The organism is Sorangium sp. So ce406, from assembly GCF_051474675.1.
GTDB classification, from domain to species: Bacteria; Myxococcota_A; Polyangia; order Polyangiales; family Polyangiaceae; genus Sorangium; species Sorangium cellulosum_G.
In genome coordinates this window covers 3,342,992-3,360,196 of record NZ_CP150340.1, presented here as the reverse complement: position 1 = coordinate 3,360,196, position 17,205 = coordinate 3,342,992, and the positions used below count along the sequence as shown (strand labels likewise).

Genomic DNA, 17,205 nt, shown 5'->3' with positions numbered 1-17,205 from the left:
CGACGGAAGGAGCGGACCGTGGAACAGCTTTGGCAGCGCGTTTCTGAGGGCCGGCACACGGCCCTGCTGGACATCGTCCCCGGGGAGCCCCCGTCGCACCTCGGGCTGCGCGTCCTGCGCGTGCGCTGCGATGTCCCCGAGGCGGCGCTGGGACCGCTGCACGAGGTGCGGACCAAGGTCGAGCGGCTCGTCGGCGGGCCGCCGCCGCTGCTCGATCAGGCGCGGAGCCGCGTCGTCTCGGGGCTCCGGCGCCGGCTCCTCGGCGACGTGCACGAGCGGATGGCCGACGCCGAGTTCATCGACGCCGTGAACCGGCTCGCGCAGCAGACCGATCGCCGGTGGGCCGTCGTCTTCGACGCGGTGGAGCTCGCCGACCATGCCACGCTCGACGTCCTGCGGCGGGTCGTGTCCCGCCACGAGGCGCTCCGGGTCGCGCTCGTCCTGTCCTTCCGCCTGCACGCGCCGACCGGCCCTGCCGGCGAGCTGCTCGGCGCGGTGCGCGCCTCCTTCGGCGCCGACGCCGTCATCCGCCCGCCGGACGGCACGACCACGCTGACGAGCGTGACCGCGCCCCCGCCGCCGCCGCAGGTCGCGCTGCGCGAGCTCCCCGGCGAGGTGCTCCGGGTGCTCCGCGCCGGCGCGATCGTCGGCTCGGGGTTCGAGAGCGAGCTCGTCGCGGCGCTCCTGCGCGTCGACGCGGTCGACGTGCTCGAGGCGCTCCAGCGCGCCGCGGACGTGGGCGTCCCGCTCGAGGACCGCGGCGAGGGGCGCTTCCACCTCCCGCAGGAGACCGTCGTGGCGCTCCGCAGGTCGATCCTCCCGTCGCTCGCGCGCGTGTGGCACCGGCGGCTCGCGACGCTCCTCAGCGAGGACGTGCTCGAGCCGGACGCTCCGGCGCGCGAGCTGCCCGCCGCGGCCGCGGCTGACCCGAAGGGCCCTGCCGCCGCGCCGGCCGCGCAACCCGGCGCCGCCTCGCCCGCGCACGCCGCCGCCTCGCCCGCGCACGCCGCCGCCTCGCCCGCGCACGCCGCCGCCTCGCCCGCGCACGCCGCCGCCTCGCCTGCGCACGCCGCCGCGCCGCCGACGCAGAGCGCGGCCGTCCTGATGTCGCCGGTGGAGCGCCACGTCCTCAGCGGCGCGAGCCTGAGCGCGGCGCGCGGAGACGACGCCGCCGCGCGGGCCGCCGCGGCGCTGGCGAGGCCCGGGGCAGCGCCGGGCCAGGCCGCGCCTGCGTCCACCACGGCGGTGCCCGCCATCGCGACGCCGCGCACGATCGCGGTGACGCCGTCGCCCGCAGCGGCATCGCCCGCGGCCACCTCGCCCGGCGCGACCGCCGCCGGAGGGACGGCAGAGGGCAGCGGCGCACCGGCGATCGAGGCGCAGGACAAGGACCTCGAGCCCGGGCTCCCGGCCGCGCGCGGCGTGGCGCCGCGCGCGGCCGACACGCTGCGGCCGCCGCCGGCGATGGCCCATGCAGGCGCGGGCGGCGCGCCCACGAACAGCGCCCGCCGCGCGCCGCCGCGCGCCGCGCAGGAGCGTCCCACGCCGATCGCGCCCGCCGGGCCCGGCAACCCGCCGTGGCCCTACGCCGAGCTGTTCCACCGCAGCCCGGAGAGCCGCCGCCTCTCCGAGCCGCCCGAATCGGTCCGGTTCGACGCCCCGCCCGACTCGCTGGACGCGCCCATCCCGGGCCCTGTGCGCGTGCCCCCCGATCTCGCGCCCAGCGGCGGCGGCGCCTCCTTCGACGAGCCGATCCGCTCGGTGCGCGGCGCCTCGCTGCGCATCCCCGCAGCGCTGTCCGATCGATCGCCCTCCGGCCCATCCCGCCCGCACGCGCCGTGGCCCGCCGCGGCCGACTCCGCGGCCCCGGCGCGCCTCGTCGACCCGGCGCGCGCGGCGGCCAGCTCCCTGCGCGCCGCGGCCCCGCTCGGCCTGTCCCTGCACCCGGCCCCGCTGGCGCCCGACCGCGCCGAGGCGGCGACCGCTGCAGGCGCCGCGCTGCACGGCGCCGGGCGCCGGGCCCGCGACGCGCGCGCGGCGGCCCACCTGACCGAGGCGGGCGAGCTGGAGGAAGCCGCGCGCCGCTACCGCGCGGCCGCGGCGGAGGCGGCGGCCATGGGCGCGTACGCCCAGGCGCTGAGCTACGGGCAGAAGGCGCTCGCGCTCCTCGACGGCATGCCGCCCACCCCCGCGCGCCGGCGGCTCCGCATCGGCGCGCTCGCCGGCATCGGCCGCGTGCAGTGGCAGGCGGCCGGCCCGGATCCGGCCTTCACGCTCGCGGGCGCCCTCGAGGTGCTCGACGCCGCGCGCGCGCTCCTCGCGCAGGGCGACCCGCCCGAGCTGCACGCCGAGCTCGCCGCGCTGATCGCGAGCGTCTGTTACGACATCGGCGACATGCGCTCGCTGGAGCGCGCGCTGGACGAGCTGACGACGGCGAGCCGGCTGCTGCTCGACGCCGGCGACGCGCTCGGCTCGGCCCGGCTGCTCAACGACCAGGCGGCGGTCTACGTGCGCATGGGCGATCCGGTCCGGGCGACGCACCTCCTGACCGAGTCGCGCCGGGTCTTCGAGGAGCGGGCCCGGCTCGATCCGGTGGCGCGCGTCGAGCTCGCGGAGACCGACCACCTCTTCGCGCGGATCCCGCTCCACGTCGCCGCCCGCCCCGGGCGCGAGTCCGACGCGCTCTCGATGGGGATCGACCACGCGCTCGCCGCGGAGCGCACCTACAAGCAGCTCGGGGACACCCGGGAGCTCGCCCGCGTCTGGGAGACGATTGGCCGGCTGGAGCTCCGCAAGGGTCGCCTCGATCGCGCGACGCAGCGCCTGACCGCGGCGATCGAGGCCGAGGAGGCGCTCGGCGATCTCATCGGCCTGGCCCGCTCGACGGCCGCGCTCGCGGAGGTGCTCTCGGCGAAGGGGCTGCACCGGGAGGCGCTGGCGGTGCTGGCCGAGTCGATGGCGATGAACCTGGAGAAGGGCTCGCCGCTCGGCCTCGCGTACAACCGCCGCGCGCTGAACGCGCTCGTCCCGAACATCTCGCTCCAGGGGGAGGAGGCCGAGATGCTGCGGAAGATCGCGGCGCAGCTCGCGGCGGCGGAGGCAGCCCTCGGCCGCCTGAAGCTACCGGGCGAGCCCGACTGAGCCGGGCGCCCGCGCCGCGCGGCCTTTGACCTTGCCGGGGCGCGGCCGCTCCGGCGAAATGTCCCACATGTCGCCTTCCTCCAAGCAGCGCCGGCGCCGCGGCGGCGCGCTGCTCTCCCTCCTCGCCCTCCCGGCGGCGTGCGCGCCTGTCCCTTCGGCCTCGGCGCCGCCCGCGCCCACCCCAGCCGCGTCCGCGCGGCCGGCGCCGTCAGCCCCGGCCGAGGCGCCGCGGCCTGCGCCCGCGCCCGAGAAGCCGGGGTACGAGGGGCACGGCGCGACCAGCGTTTCTCCCGAGATCCTCGCGCGGTATGCGCCGCCTCCGCTCCCGGACGAGGTGTCGCGCCAGATCCAGGGGTTGCTCGACGTGCGCGCCCCCGGCGGCGGCGTCCTGGGGCCGGACGGCAAGGCGCTCTACTTCACCTGGACGATCACGGGGACGAGGCAGGTCTTCCGGCTCGACGGGCCGCTGCGCTTCCCGCTGCAGCTCACGGGCGGCGAGGATCCGACGGTGGTGGAGGACGTCACGCCGGACGGCGCGCACCTCGTCCTGTCGCGCGACCGCAAGGGCGAGGAGAACCCCGGGCTCTACCTCCAGGACGCGAAGGGCGGCCCGCTCCTCGCCATCCAGCACAAGCCTGGCGTGCAGACGCAGCTCCAGCTCATCTCCGACGACGGGCGGCACGTCTATTATCGAGCCAACGACATCAGGAAGGACGCGTATGCCATCTACCGGTATGACATCGCGTCGAAGCAGCGAGATCTCGTGTTCGATCGCGAGGGCATCTGGCGCGCCGTCGACGCTGCGCGCGACGGCCGCATGCTGCTGGCGAAGGACGTGGGCTCCAACATGAGCGAGCTCTACGAGTGGGCGCCGGGCGCGAAGGGCGCCGCGAAGCCCGATCCTGCGGCCGGCACGCTGACTCCGCTGTTCGGGCAGGGCGAGCGCGAGGACTACAAGGCCATGTACGGCGCGGCGCCCGGCGAGGTCATCGTCCTCACGCCGCGGCTCGGGGAGTACCGCCGTCTCTACAGCTGGAAGGCGGGGAAGCTCACCCCGATCACGCCGGAGATCCCGTTCGACGTCAGCGCCTTCTCCATCGATCGGGCGAAGACGCGGATCCTCTACACGGTGAACGAGCGGGGTTACACGCGGCTCCGCGCGCTCGACGCGAGGACGCACCGCGAGGTCAAGCTGCCGGCGCTTCCGGCGGCCGATCACGTGGTGCCGCTCGCCACGACACGGAACGGCCGGTACACGACGCTTCTCCTGGAGACCTCGAGGTCGCCTGCGACGGGCTATGTCCTCGACTGGACGACCGGCAAGCTGACCCAGTGGCACGCCCCGAGCATGCCCGAGATCGCGCCGGACGCGTTCGCGGCGGCCACGCTGGAGTCCTATCCGGCGCGCGACGGCGCGCAGATCCCGATGTTCGTTCGCCGCCCCGCGCGGTGCGAGCGGCCGTGTCCGGTCATCGTGCATTTCCACGGCGGCCCGGAAAGCCAGGTCAGGGCGGGGTTCAGCGCGCGGGCGCAGATCTTCGTCGACGCGGGGTTCGTGTTCGTCGAGCCGAACGTCCGCGGGAGCGACGGTTACGGCAAGACGTGGCTGCACGCCGACGACGGCGCGAAGCGGCTCGGCGTCATCACCGACATCGAGGACGCGGCGAAGTTCGTCCGGGCGACGTTCGGCCACGAGGGCCGGCCGCCCAAGGTCGGCATCTTCGGCGGGAGCTACGGCGGCTATTCCGCGCTGATCGGCATGACGATGTTCGCCGGGGCCTACGACGCGGGGGCGGCGGTCGTCGGCATGAGCAACCTGGTCACGTTCCTCCAGAACACGGCGCCTTATCGGCGCATCCTCCGGATCTCGGAGTACGGTGATCCCGACAAGGACCGGGAGGCGTTGATCAAGCTGTCGCCGATCACGTACCTGGACCAGGTGAAGGCGCCCCTGCTGATCGTGCAGGGGGTGACGGATCCGCGGGTGCCTGCCGGCGAGTCGGTGCAGATCCAGCGGGCGCTGGAGGCAAAGAAGATCCCGTCCGAGCTCATCTTGTTCCCCGACGAGGGGCACGGGGCGCAGAAGCGGGACAACCAGGTGCTCCAGTACGGGCACCTCGTGCGGTTCTTCCGGACGCACCTCGGGCAGCGGTAAGGACCTTTGTTGTTCGGGAGCGCGGGCGGGCCGGGCCTCCGGGCTGCCCTCGCCTCGGACCTGGGAAGATGAGAGGGGTCCGCGGAGGCGTGCCGGGGGCGGAGAGCGGTGATCAGGAGGGCGCGGGTGCGTCGGTCGGTGAACGCGGCGCTGGTGGGGTCGATCTGGTCACGACGCGGGTCGCGTCCGCGAGGTCCTCGAAGATCTCCGGCATCAGGGACACCTTGCCGTGGAGCCGGAGCACGCTCTCCACGAGGAGCTTCGCGGCACCGTAGATGGTGAGCCACTCGTCGCGCGCGGCCTTCATCTCGGGCGTGATGGCGCGGCGCGCGAGGCGGCGCTTGCGCACGTTCCTGAGGAGCGGCTCGAGGGCCTCGCGGGAGCGCTGGAGCTCGGCCGCCCACGCCTCGTGATCCGGAAGCCGACGCTCGTTCTGCTCGACCGCCTCGAGCGCGTGCGTCAGCGCCGCGGCGAGCTCCGCGGGGCGGCGACGGAGCACCGTGGCGAGCGTCTGGCCCTGGAGGAGGCTGCGGGCCAGCGCGACCCCGCCGGGCCGCGACGCCGCGTGCTCGACGAGGCGACGCATCAGGTCGCGGGCCGCCGCGACCGGATCGACCTGCCCCCTCTTCAGGGCGCGCGGCGCTGGCGGGGCCACGGCAGCGGCGATCGCATCCCGCTTCGCCTCGCCCAGGGCCGCGGTCGCGGCGACGAGGCGCGCGGTGACGGCGCGCAGGGCCTGCTTGAAGCCCGCGTCGACCGGCACGACGAGCCGCTGGATCTGCGACGCGGTGAAGCGGCCATATTCCTGGATGTCGCGCTGGTAGATGGTGGGATCGGACATCGGAGCAACTCCACTGCGCGGGCGCGTTCAGGGCCTCTCGGAGACCGCCGCGGCCACCGGCCAGCCACGCCGCCGAGCGCGGTGGCATGAACGGCAGGCGGCCACAGCCGGTGCTCTCTACCTGACGCGCGCGAGCGGAGGGAGGGAATTTTGCGCGCCATGGCGAGACGAAGCGGTTCGATCTCTCCGGTTGATGGCGCATGCTCGCAGGTACAGGCAGAGGACGACCCATGTCGATGCGTGCAGCACGAGCGGAACGCCGTGCAGCGCAGCAGCTGCGCGGAGGCGGCAGCATGGTGCCGCGCCGGTGCTCTGGAGCTTCGCAGCGCAGCCCGGCGCGTGATGCCGCTCCCGTCGGCGCCGTGCGTCCTTGCGTCAAAACGCCAGCGCCATGATAACTGTCGCTGGCGTTGATGCGGGCAGTCGCCTGGAGAGCGCGGGAGCGGCGGCACGGCCGACAGCGATGATCACGAAACAGCTCAAGAGCCTGCTGATGATCCCGTCACCCAACGCGCTGCGACCCCGGTCGCACGCGCTGCCCCCGGAGGCAGCAGCGAAGGCGCGCGCCGCCGCCGAGATGGGCGGCGCAGCGCGCCAGGAGCCATCGGCGCCGCTCGATGCGGACGGGGCTCCGCGCGCGCTCGGCGAGCTTGCCCCGAGCCGCGCGCCGGCCGTGCCGAGCTACCTGCGCGCCGCGCCGAAGCCGGCGGAGCCGGCCTCTCTGGTTCCTCCGGGCATGCGGGGGTTCGGGGATCTCCGTGGCACCCATCCCGTCTCCGGCGCCGCGTCCACCGCGCCCGTGCTGCCGTTCGGTCCCCCTGCCCTGCCGACTCCCGCGACCCCCGCCGCAGAGACGGCCGTGGTGCCCCGAGGCATGCGCGGCTTCACCAGCCTGACCGGCACGCACCCGACGTCCGGAGCGCCCTCGGCGGCGGTATTGCCGTTCTCGTCCAGCGCACCCGCCGCTCCCTCGAGCCCGCCCTCGGTCCCGGCGCTCTCGCTGGAGCAGTACGCGTCCCTCTGCGCCGAGCTCGCCGTCGCTCCCGGCGACGCCGAGGCCCTCTTCGGCCGATACGGCCTCGGCCAGCCCGACGCGCGCCTTGCCGTGGACCGCTTCTGGCGCGATCGGCTCGCGCGCGACGAGGCGGCGCACCGGCGCTGGCAGGAGCTTTACTGGCAGCAGCGAGCTCGCTCTTCCGCCGTCGGGAAGAGCCCGCAAGAGCCCCGATGAACGCCGCGCCCGCGGGCGCGAACCTCGAGGAGACCCGACCATGGCCATCGACGTGAGCCTGACGTTCCCCGGATCTGGAGTCACCGGCTTCGAGGTCCATCAGTTCGAGTACAGGGATGCCCTCAACGAGCTCTTCGAGCTGACGCTCGACGTGACGACCACCGATCCGGAGGTCGACCTCTCCGGCGTCGTGGGCGAGGAGATCGTCGTCGAGCTCAAGGGAGAGCCCTTCCTCAAGAAGGTGCACGGCCTCGTGCGTCGCGTGCGGCAGCTCTCGGCGGAGCCCACCGGCGTGTCCCGGTACGAGCTCGTCGTGGTGCCCCCGCTCTGGCTCACCACGCGTGGAGCGGATCACCGCATCTTCCAGGACCTCACGGCGGACGATGTCGCCCGGGTCGTGGTGGGGGCGTACGGCGGCCGGATCCCGGCGCCGAGCTCGCTCATCGCCTCGCCGGACCGGCCGGCGCGCGAGTACCGCGTCCAGTACGGGGAGACCGACTTCGATTTCATGTTCCGCGCCCTGGCGGAAGAGGGCCTCATCTCTTATTTCGATCACGGGTCCGGGAGCAGCGACTGGGTGCTCACCGAGGACACGGCCTTCACCGACGACGGCGCGCCCCGGGTGCCATTCGTGCCGCCGGCGGACGCCGGCATGAGCGCGGCGGCCCCGACGGTCTCGTTCATCGCGATCACCTCGTCGATCGAGACGTCGATGGTGACGGTGCGCGATTACGACTTCAAGAAGCCGGAGTACGTGCTCGAGCAGCGTGCCGAGACCTCGCAGAAGGCCTTCGTCCGCGAGGCGACGCTCGAGCGGTACGAGTTCGCGACGAACAGGTTCACCGCCGCCTCCGAGAAGCACGGCGAGGCGCTGGCGAAGCGGTACCTGGAGGAGGCCCGGTCCGAGCGGCGGGTCTTCGAGTGCCACACGAGCTTCGCGCTCGGCGCTGGCGGCCGCTTCACGGTCGAGAAGCACCCGCGCGCCGACGTGAACGGCCAGCTCCTCGTGATCCGGTCGCGCTGCGCGGTGACGGAGGGAGCCGACGGCCACCCTGTGCGGCGGCACGTCCTCGTCTGCGTGCCGGCGGTGGATCCTTGGCGCCCGGCGCGCCGTCCCAAGCCGCGCATCTTCGGCACGCAGACCGCCTTCGTGGTCGGCAACAAGGCCGGCGTGGACGAGATCGACGTCGACGAGCACGGCCGGGTCAAGGTCGAGTTCCGGTGGGATCGCCGCGACCTGCACGAGGGCAACCCGACCCGCTTCGTCCGCGTCTCGCAGGGCTGGGCGGGGCTCGACTACGGCATGGTGATGCTGCCGCGCGTGAACGAGGAGGTCATCATCGCCTACCTCGACGGCGACCCGGACGAGCCGGTCGTCGTCGGCCGCCTGCACAACTCATGGAGCGTCGCGCCGCTCAAGCTGCCGGCCGAGAAGACGCGATCGATCTGGAAGAGCAAGACGTCGCCCGGGGGCGATGGGTTCAACCAGATCATGATGGAGGACAGGAAAGGCGAGGAGCTGCTCGAGCTCCACGCGCACCGCGACAACCTCGTCACGGTCGGCGCGACCCAGACCGTGGACGTGGGCGGCGACCAGAAGGTCCACGTCGCGGGCCAGCGGGAGGACCATGTCGAGGGCGCGGTCAAGGAGGACTACGACACGTCCCTGACGACGACCGTCGGTGGGCCGCAGAAGACGACCGCGAAGGCCGTGACCGAGCGCTACGCCAGCCAGGACACCGAGATCGATGGCAAGAAGCACACGAAGGCGGGCGCGGTGGACGAGGACTTCAAGAGCCTGAAGACGAAGGTCGAGGGGCTGCACGAGGACAAGTTCGGGACGATGAAGCTGGAGGGCGGGAACGTCGAGTGGCGGGTGGGGGCGCTCGACTGGGGGACGAAGGGGCTCAAGTGGGAGCTCAGCGAGGGCGGCACCATCAAGGCGCCGAGCTTCGTCATCGACACGCCGCAGTTCAAGGTCACCAACGCGGGGAGCCACAAGGAGGTAAAGGGCGCATGGGAGACGCTGTGCGCAGCGTACAAGGACACCACGGCACACAAGGCAGCATTTCTCACATCCGACACGAAGCGCGTAACGGTAGAGTACAAGTTCTTCGGGACCAGCCAGAACTTCGGCGTGCAAAAGATCGACGTTACCGGCATGAAAATCGATTTAGCCGGCTTCAAGCTCCAAATAACGCCTACAATCTCAAGAAACTCGGGGAAGTTTCGGACATCGCCGGAGTGAAGACAATGATTGCCGGCATCTTTTCCATCGCGTGAGCAGCTTCCCGCCCGCTTTGTAACCATATCATTCAAGCAAGGATGGGATGGGATCGACGTGAGTCAACCCAGGCCTTCCTGGAACCATCCAGGCTCGCACCCTACCCCCCTCGCCGCCGAGCTCATCAAACCGCCTCTTATCGAGAGCCCACAGAGCTGCGCACGCGAGGACATGAGCAGGCTGATTGGGCGACGTAATCAGAACTTTCGTGCTGAGCCCCGAACTCCAATGGGCAGACAAGCGGCCGACGACTTCGTTTTCAGGGCGACATATGCGCCGGTAGCGCAACATCGCCCTGAGCCATAGACATAGAAAAACAGCAGCCGGCGCGACGAAACAGGCAGCTATGGCCATCTCGGCGTGCTCAAACACGCCGGGGGCGACGAAGAAAAACCCCGTACCGCCCAGGATCCCCAGACAGCCACCTAATCTGAAGACAGGCATCTGGAATCGTATGAGGTTGGCCGGCGCGCGTCGCGGATCGGCGGCGACGTGCACGGCGAGCCACCACCGCCTCTTGATGCGCGGCGGGTGCAGCGCAGCCCACACCGCATCAGGCAGCGCCACCCGCGCCGCGCAGTAGCCGCACGGCACGATCCGGCTCGACCCGTCCGCCACGAGCGGCCCGCCGCACTGCGTGCAGGCGACGTGCACCGGCTCTCGCGGCCGCTCCTCGGCAACCGCCGGCTCGTCGCTCACGAACCCGAGCACCGGGCTCTCCGCCGGCAGCCACGGCGGCTTCGGCAGGATGGCGCGCCCCGCGCCGCACGCCGCGCAGACGCAGCCCCCCTGCGGCGAGAGGCGCATCGGCCGCGGGCAGCGCGGGCACGGCGGCGCGTCGTGCCCGCGCTGCCACTCCACGTGCGGCCCCGGCGGCGGCCCGCCCTCCCCCCACTCCGGGCCGTGCCGCAGGTACCCGGGCGCGAACTGCACCACGTCCTTCTCGACGCCGCGCAGCGCCTCGTCCCAGACCGACGGCGGCAGGGCCGACTCCATGAGGCAGCTCGAGCAGCGGCACCGGTCGGTCAGCGTGTTGACCGCCATCGGCGCGCTGCAGTGGGGGCACGGGCTGAGGAGCTCGATGCCGGCAAACTCGACGGTCGCGGTGCTCATCCTGTCCCTGGGTCGACGGCGCGCTCGAACGCGTTGCGCGACTGTACACGAAGCGGCAGCGCGCAACGCGGCTCGGCGGCGCACACCGCAGGCTCGACCACGATCCCGACCTCGGCCCCCCTCGGCCCGCAGTCGCCGGGGAAGCCGCGACCAACCCGCTCGCTCGTTTCACAGGCTCCGCCACGTCCCGACCTGTCCGATCCGTCGAAATCATGCCGTTCGATAGGTCGCGACCTGTCCGATCCGTCGAAATCATGCCGTTCGACAGGTCGCGACCTGTCCGATCCGTCGAAATCATGCCGTTCGACAGGTCGCGACCTCCGCGCGCGCTCGTCACGAGCGCCGGCCACGATCGCGACCTCCCGGCCCCCTTCGGGCCATCCGCCCGATGCAGCGCCGGTCCCGTCCCCGGCCGTGCGCCACGGTACGCCAGACCCAGGGCCCCATCGCGCGCCGCCGGCCGGGCGGCGGGAGCTCGGCCGGCGGCAGCTCGCCTCCGCGCCCGCGGCGACGCGCCCCTCCTCTATCCCGATTTCTAAGTACTTATCCTTTAGGATAGTCCGCTCCCGCGTCCCCGCCCGTTTCACACGCCTTTCCCCCGGAAACCCCGCCCGAGCCCGCCTGGCATCCTCCCTGCAATACCCCTCAGCGTCCACGCCAGAGTAGCTCAGCGGTCAGAGCACGAAACAACTCCGGACGGTGTTCTCCGGCGCGATGAGCGCCGGCAGTGAGCTCCGGGGTTACTTCCCTTCTCAGGACGAGGTCGCGGGTTCGAGTCCCGCCTCTGGCACAAGGGCGCAGCGCGGCAGTGAGCGTCACGGTTCCTTCGTTCCGATACGACAACCCCCGTGACCACCATCCTCCGCGCTGCGCCCTTCTTCTCGACCCCTCGCCGCGCGTGCGTCGAGGAAGGAGGCATCATCATGGCGTTCTTTCAGCAGCTCAAGCGCAAGGCCAAGCACGACACCGCGTCGCACCTGAACTGGATGGGCGGGCGCTCCTACGACATCGCCGATCCGCTGAAGCGCCTCCGCCTCGCGGCCTCGTCGTGCTTCTTCGGCGAGCCCATGTACTACCACCGTGAGCCGGCGGACCCGCGCCCGGTGAAGGCGAAGAACAAGAAGCACCCCGCCGATGGCGCGCGGCTCTCGGACGCCGACGTGAAGCGCCTGCGCGAGACGCTCGGCGCCGTCGACCCGGCCGAGTGGCGCAAGCTCTCGCCGGCGGCGCTGATCGAGAAGGCCATCGACGAGGCGCTCGCGGCCGATCCGGAGGCGACGCTCGCCGAGGCGGCGCGGCTGCGCGAGGAGGAGCACCTGCGCACGACGCCCCAGGTCATCCTGGTGCGCGCGGCGAACACCGCGTCTGTGCGCGGGACGGGCCTCGTTCGCCGCTACGCGCCGCGCGTCCTCCAGCGCGCGGACGAGCCGGCGGTCGCGCTCGCGTACCAGCTCTACCGGTTCGGCAAGCCGGTGCCCAACGCGCTGAAGCGCGCGCTCCGCGACGCGCTCGAGCGGTTCGATGATCACGCCCTCGCGAAGTACCGGCTCGAGGGCAAGGGGAGCAAGACCGTGGACGTCGTGAACCTCGTGCACCCGAAGAGCCCGAGCGTGGACCGCCTCGCGAAGGGCGCGCTCCGCGCGACCGGCCGCACCTGGGAGTCGATCATCTCGTCGCGCGGCTCGAACCGCTGCGCGTGGCGCAAGGCGCTGCCGGTCATGGGCCACATGGCCCTGCTGCGGAACCTGCGCAACCTCATCGAGGCCGGCGTGCCGACCGAGGCGTTCTTGCCGAAGCTCGTCGCGACGGCGGCGGAGGGCAAGCAGCTCCCCTTCCGGTACTACAGCGCCTACTGCGCGGTGAAGGACCGCGCGCCGGGCGCCGTGCTGGACGCCGTCGAGCAGTGCCTGCACCGCTCCCTCGGCCAGGCGCCGCACTTCCCTGGCCGGGTGATGGTGCTCTGCGACAACAGCGGCTCCGCGCAGGGCACGACCACGAGCAGCCTCGGGACGATGCGCGTCTCCACGATCGCGAACCTCACCGGGGTCGTGGCCGGGATGCGCGCGGACGACGGGCACCTCGGCGTGTTCGGCGACCGGCTGGAGACCTTCGCGGTTCGAAAGAAGGACAGCGTGTTCTCCCAGCTCGACCGGGCGGAGCAGATCGCCCGCACGATCGGCATGGCGACCGAGAACGGCGTGTGGCTGTTCTGGGATCGCGCCATCCGCGAGCGGCAGCGCTGGGACGCCGTGTTCGTGCTGAGCGACATGCAGGCCGGCCACGGCGGCCTCTACGGCTCGCGCCCGAAGGACTACGCGGGCTTCGCCTGGAACGAGCGCTACATCGACGTGGCGAAGCTCGTCGCAGCGTACCGCGCGCGCGTGCACCGCGACGTGCGCGTGTTCCTGGTGCAGGTCGCCGGATACCAGGACACGCTCGTGCCCGAGTTCTACGATCGCACGTACATCCTCGGCGGCTGGGGCGAGGGGCTGCTGCGCTTCGCCGCGGCGATGGCGCAGGCCTAGCGGCGCCCACCTGAAACCCCCGCCGGATTCCTGGCCACCGCATTGACGGATGCGAGCGGCTCGATGACAGTGGCGCCGCGGCGCGGCCCCCAGCAACCACGATCCACAGCCAGCCCGGCGGCCTCGCATCCCCTCGGCGCCGAGGCCGCGGGCCTGCTCTCCGGCGGCGCGCCACCCTTCCTCATGAAGACGATCAAACCCCAGAAGCTCGGCCTCCTCCACCGGGTCTTCGAGGACGGCAGCGACTGCTATCTATCGGTCACGATCCTCGCCTTCTTCTCGCTTGGTCCGCCGGCAGCCCTCCTCTCGGAGATCGATCTCTGGAAGTTCACCGCGGCCGAGCTCGGCAAGGACGCCGTGCTCGACATGGGGATGCCCAAGCCCAGGGGAGAGCTCCTGATCTCCGGGCGGGCTTACCCTCGTGGGGGGCGGGCGCCGGCGTGCGCGGTGCGGGCGCGGCTCGGCGCGGTGGACAAGACGCTCTACGCCATCGGCGACCGGACCTGGCGGCGCGGCGCGCCCACCGACCCTGAGCCGTTCACCGAGATGCCGATCGTCTGGGAGCGCGCCTTCGGCGGGCCGGGGTTCGCGATGAACCCCGTCGGCAAGGGCGCGCAGCCGGTGGAGACCGACACGGGAGAGCTCCACCCGCTCCCGAACATCGAGCTGCCGGGGACGCTGATCACGTCGCCGACCGATCAGCCTGCGCCGGCGGGCTTCGGGCCGATCGACATCATGTGGCCGCAGCGCTTCGCCAGGATCGGCACCTACGACCAGAAATGGCTCAAGGAACGGTTCCCGGGCTTCGCCGAGGACACGGATCTCGGCGTGTTCAACGCTGCTCCCGAAGACCAGCAGATCCAGGGGTTCTTCCGCGGCGACGAGCCGATGGTGCTGGAGAACATGCACCCGGAGAGGCCCGTGATCGAGGCGGCTTTGCCGGGGATCGCGACGCGCGCCTTCATCAACCGGAAGGACGGAGACGGCGAGAGCTTCAGCGAGGTGCCGATGCGCCTCGAGACAGTGCACCTCTTTCCGCACGCCGAGCGCGGGGTCCTCCTCTTCCGGGGCATCGCGCTCGTCGACGAGGACGACGCGGCCGACGTGCTGCACATCGTGATCGGCGCGGAGACGCTCGGCGAGCCCAGGCCGATGGAGCACTACCGCGACGTGCTGGCGCGGCGGCTCGACCCGAAAGCAGGGCACCTGGCCGCGCTGCGCGAGAGCGATCTCCTGCCGCCGCTCCCCTCGGGCGCGCGGCCGCCGCGCGACAGGTCCGATGTCGAGCGGCTCCTGGAGAGCGACGATCTCCTCCGGAAGAACATGCAGGGCGGCGCGCGGCGCAGGGCGGAGGCGAACCGCCGGCAGGCGCGCGCGACGGTCGCGGAGCTCGGGCTCGACCCGGCGCAGTTCGGCCTCGATCAGGCCGAGGAGCCCGCCGTCGAGGAAGCGCTCCCCGACATCGAGGACCTGGGACCCTTCGTCGAGGCGCTGGAGGCGCGCGCGGAGCGAGAGCGGGCCGAGGCGGAGGACCGCCGGGCCAGGGCCGAAGCCGAGGCGCGCGCGGCGTACGCGGCGGCCGGGATGGATTACGACGCGCTCCAGGAAGAGGCGATGAAGCAGGCCGCCGGTCCACCGAGGTTCTCGGCGAAGGCCGAGCGCGAGCGGCTCGAGGATCTCGCGACGCTGCTCGCGAACGCCGGTTACCCGAACGCCGAGCTCGAGGCGACGCTCGCGGATCCGGCGCTGGATGAGCGGCTCGCGCAGATGGAGGCGCAGGTGCTGGAGGGGTACCGGCAGACAGCGCACTTCGGCCCCGCGGCCGGCAGGCTCGTCGGCGAGGCCGCGCGACGCCTGCGCGACGAGGTGATCGAGGCGCACCGCGCTGGGCGCTCGCTCGCCAGACGCGACCTGACCGGCGCGGATCTCTCCGGCCTCGATCTCCGCGGCGCGATCCTCACCGGCGCGCTGCTCGAGGGCGCGAGCCTCGCGGGCGCCGACCTCCAGGAGGCCAACCTCGAGCGGGCCGTCCTCGCCCACGCCGACCTCTGCGGCGCCGCGCTCCGGGGCGCGAAGCTCGAAGACGCGAACCTGGGGCTGGCGAAGCTCGGGGGCGCCGACCTCTCCGGCGCCGACCTGTCCGGCGCGGTGCTCTACCAGGCGGACCTCTCGGGAGCGTCGTTTCGCGGCGCGGAGCTCACCCTGGCGGATCTCTCCGAGGCCACGCTGCGCGACAACGACCTCTCCGATGCCCTGGCGCAGCTCCTCACGCTGCTCCGGGTCGACTTCGCGGGGTCGAGGCTCGCGGGCGCAGATCTCTCCAGGTCCACCTTCATCGAGTGCAATCTCGCGGGCGTCGATCTCTCGGGCGCGCGGCTGATCTCGACCGCCTTCTTCTCCTCGGAGGGACGAGGCGCGGTGTTCCGCGGCGCGCAGGCGGAGAACCTGCGCATGGTCAAGGAGTGCGCGTTCGACGGCGCCGACTTCCGCGGCGCCACGCTCGACGGCGCGAACCTCCGGGGGGCGAGCCTCTCCGGCGTCGACTTCACCGAGGCGCGGATGAACGGCAGCGATCTCGGCGACTGCGACCTGCGCGGCGCCCGGATGGCCTGGATCGCGGCGAGGGAGGCGCGGTTCATCCGCGCCGACCTGTCGGACGCCGATCTGACCGGCGCCGATCTGATGCTGGGCGTCCTCCAGAAGGCGAGGCTCATGGGCGCCGATTTCACCAGGGCCAACCTGTTCCGCGCCGATCTCGCGAAGGTGTTCGGCGACGAGCGGACGCGCTTCGACGAGGCGAACATGGACGAGGTGCGGTTCGTGCCGCGGAGGTCGCGTGGACAGGGCTGAGCTCATCGCGATGATCCAGGGCGGCGAGACGATCGCGGGCGCCTGCATCGACGGGGAGGACCTCGGCGGCGCCGATCTCTCCGGCGGGCTCTTCGAGCAGGTGAGCTTCAAGGGGGCCCGGCTCGCGGGCGCCTCGTTCAAGGAGTCGATCCTCACCGCCTGCGACTTCACCGAGGCTGACCTGACCGGCGCCAACCTGCACCACGTGGCGATGCACCGGTGCGTGCTCGCCCGGGCGAAGCTGGCGCGCAGCACCTGGGCCGCGGCGCAGGTCGCCGAGTCCGATCTGTCGTTCGCCGATCTCTCGGAGGCGGATCTGATCATCGCCGCGTTCGCGAACGCTCGCTTTGCAGGCGCGAGTCTCGCGCGCGCGAGCCTGGATCGCACCGTGCTCGTCGACGCGGACGTCACGCACCTCGATCTCTCGGGCGCTCGGCTGGAGTTCACGCACCTGATCAAGGCGGACATGACGACGGTCGGGCTGGTCGGGGCGCGCTGCCAGAGCGTCGTGTTCATCGGCGGCCGGTTCGCGGGGATGGACCTCTCGGGGCTCGACTTCACCCTGAGCCAGTTCACCGAGGCGGATCTCACCGGGGCGAACCTGACCGGCGCGAACCTCACGCAATGCGGCTTCAAGGGCGCGAACCTCAGCGGCGCTCGGCTCGACGAGGTCAAGGCGGCCAACGCGATCTTCGTCGAGGCCAACCTGACGGACGCGAGCCTGCGCGGCGCGCTGCTCAGGCAGGCCATCTTCGTCGACGCCGAGCTCGCGGGCTCCGATCTGTCGAGGGCGACGCTGGATCAGAGCATCTGGCACCGCGCGCGCTGCGAGCGCGCCCGCTTCCCTGGCGCGGAGCTCACGTACGCCGACTTCTCGCATGCGGACGTCCGGGAGGCGGATTTCACGGGCGCCACGCTCTTCCGGGCGCGTTTTCACCGGACCCGCGACGAGCGCGCCGTCTTCACGAGCCGCGCGCTCGCGCTGGGCGATGACGAGCGGCTCGCCGAGGCGGAGACGTGGCAGGACAGGTTTCGAGGCAAGGCCGGCTGAGCCGGCGCGGGAGG

9 protein-coding genes and 1 tRNA gene are annotated in these 17,205 nt (G+C 72.4%); 8 read left to right on the top strand and 2 right to left on the bottom strand.

The features are described 5' to 3' along the window. Positions 1–18: 18 nt before the first annotated feature. The gene (locus tag WME96_RS12600) at positions 19–3,141 is read left to right on the top strand and encodes a hypothetical protein (RefSeq protein WP_437290382.1); all 3,123 of its coding nucleotides are present in this window, start codon (positions 19–21) and stop codon (positions 3,139–3,141) included. A 67-nt stretch (positions 3,142–3,208) separates the two neighbouring features. Beyond that, the gene (locus tag WME96_RS12595) at positions 3,209–5,296 is read left to right on the top strand and encodes a S9 family peptidase (protein WP_437290381.1); all 2,088 of its coding nucleotides are present in this window, start codon (positions 3,209–3,211) and stop codon (positions 5,294–5,296) included. Between the two features lie 112 nt (positions 5,297–5,408). Here WME96_RS12595 and WME96_RS12590 read toward each other — a convergent pair whose 3' ends face one another. Further along, entirely contained in the window at positions 5,409–6,137 is a 729-nt protein-coding gene (locus WME96_RS12590) for a hypothetical protein (protein ID WP_437290380.1), read from the bottom strand. Between the two features lie 463 nt (positions 6,138–6,600). On the opposite strand from WME96_RS12590, the gene WME96_RS12585 reads away from it, so the two are divergent. After that, a complete protein-coding gene (locus tag WME96_RS12585) occupies positions 6,601–7,368 on the top strand; it encodes a hypothetical protein (RefSeq protein ID WP_437290379.1) in 768 nt (255 codons plus the stop codon). A gap of 40 nt (positions 7,369–7,408) precedes the next feature. After that, entirely contained in the window at positions 7,409–9,616 is a 2,208-nt protein-coding gene (locus WME96_RS12580) for a type VI secretion system Vgr family protein (RefSeq protein WP_437290378.1), read from the top strand. Between the two features lie 63 nt (positions 9,617–9,679). Here WME96_RS12580 and WME96_RS12575 read toward each other — a convergent pair whose 3' ends face one another. Further along, entirely contained in the window at positions 9,680–10,765 is a 1,086-nt protein-coding gene (locus WME96_RS12575) for a hypothetical protein (protein WP_437290377.1), read from the bottom strand. Positions 10,766–11,421: 656 nt separating this feature from the next. Here WME96_RS12575 and WME96_RS12570 point away from each other — a divergent pair. The 4 genes from WME96_RS12570 to WME96_RS12555 all read left to right on the top strand — a co-directional run bounded on the left by WME96_RS12570 (position 11,422) and on the right by WME96_RS12555 (position 17,191). Beyond that, a tRNA-OTHER gene (locus WME96_RS12570) sits at positions 11,422–11,555 on the top strand. A 58-nt stretch (positions 11,556–11,613) separates the two neighbouring features. Beyond that, the gene (locus tag WME96_RS12565) at positions 11,614–13,290 is read left to right on the top strand and encodes a TROVE domain-containing protein (RefSeq protein ID WP_437290376.1); all 1,677 of its coding nucleotides are present in this window, start codon (positions 11,614–11,616) and stop codon (positions 13,288–13,290) included. A 183-nt stretch (positions 13,291–13,473) separates the two neighbouring features. Next, positions 13,474–16,140 carry a DUF2169 family type VI secretion system accessory protein gene (locus WME96_RS12560; protein WP_437290375.1) on the top strand — a complete coding sequence of 889 codons (2,667 nt, stop codon included), beginning with the start codon at positions 13,474–13,476 and terminating at the stop codon, positions 16,138–16,140. Then, positions 16,127–17,191: a pentapeptide repeat-containing protein gene (locus WME96_RS12555; RefSeq protein ID WP_437290374.1), complete on the top strand. Its 1,065-nt coding sequence runs from the start codon at positions 16,127–16,129 to the stop codon at positions 17,189–17,191. The genes WME96_RS12560 and WME96_RS12555 overlap by 14 nt, the downstream gene beginning before the upstream one ends. The last annotated feature ends 14 nt before the right edge of the window (positions 17,192–17,205 follow it).

Bases quoted from the DNA above. Each gene is read 5' to 3' on its own strand.
- WME96_RS12595 (WP_437290381.1), top strand. From the start codon at position 3,209: ATGTCGCCTTCCTCCAAGCAGCGCCGGCGCCGCGGCGGCGCGCTGCTC.
- WME96_RS12590 (WP_437290380.1), bottom strand. From the start codon at position 6,137: ATGTCCGATCCCACCATCTACCAGCGCGACATCCAGGAATATGGCCGC.
- WME96_RS12585 (WP_437290379.1), top strand. From the start codon at position 6,601: ATGATCACGAAACAGCTCAAGAGCCTGCTGATGATCCCGTCACCCAAC.
- WME96_RS12580 (WP_437290378.1), top strand. From the start codon at position 7,409: ATGGCCATCGACGTGAGCCTGACGTTCCCCGGATCTGGAGTCACCGGC.
- WME96_RS12575 (WP_437290377.1), bottom strand. From the start codon at position 10,765: ATGAGCACCGCGACCGTCGAGTTTGCCGGCATCGAGCTCCTCAGCCCG.
- WME96_RS12560 (WP_437290375.1), top strand. From the start codon at position 13,474: ATGAAGACGATCAAACCCCAGAAGCTCGGCCTCCTCCACCGGGTCTTC.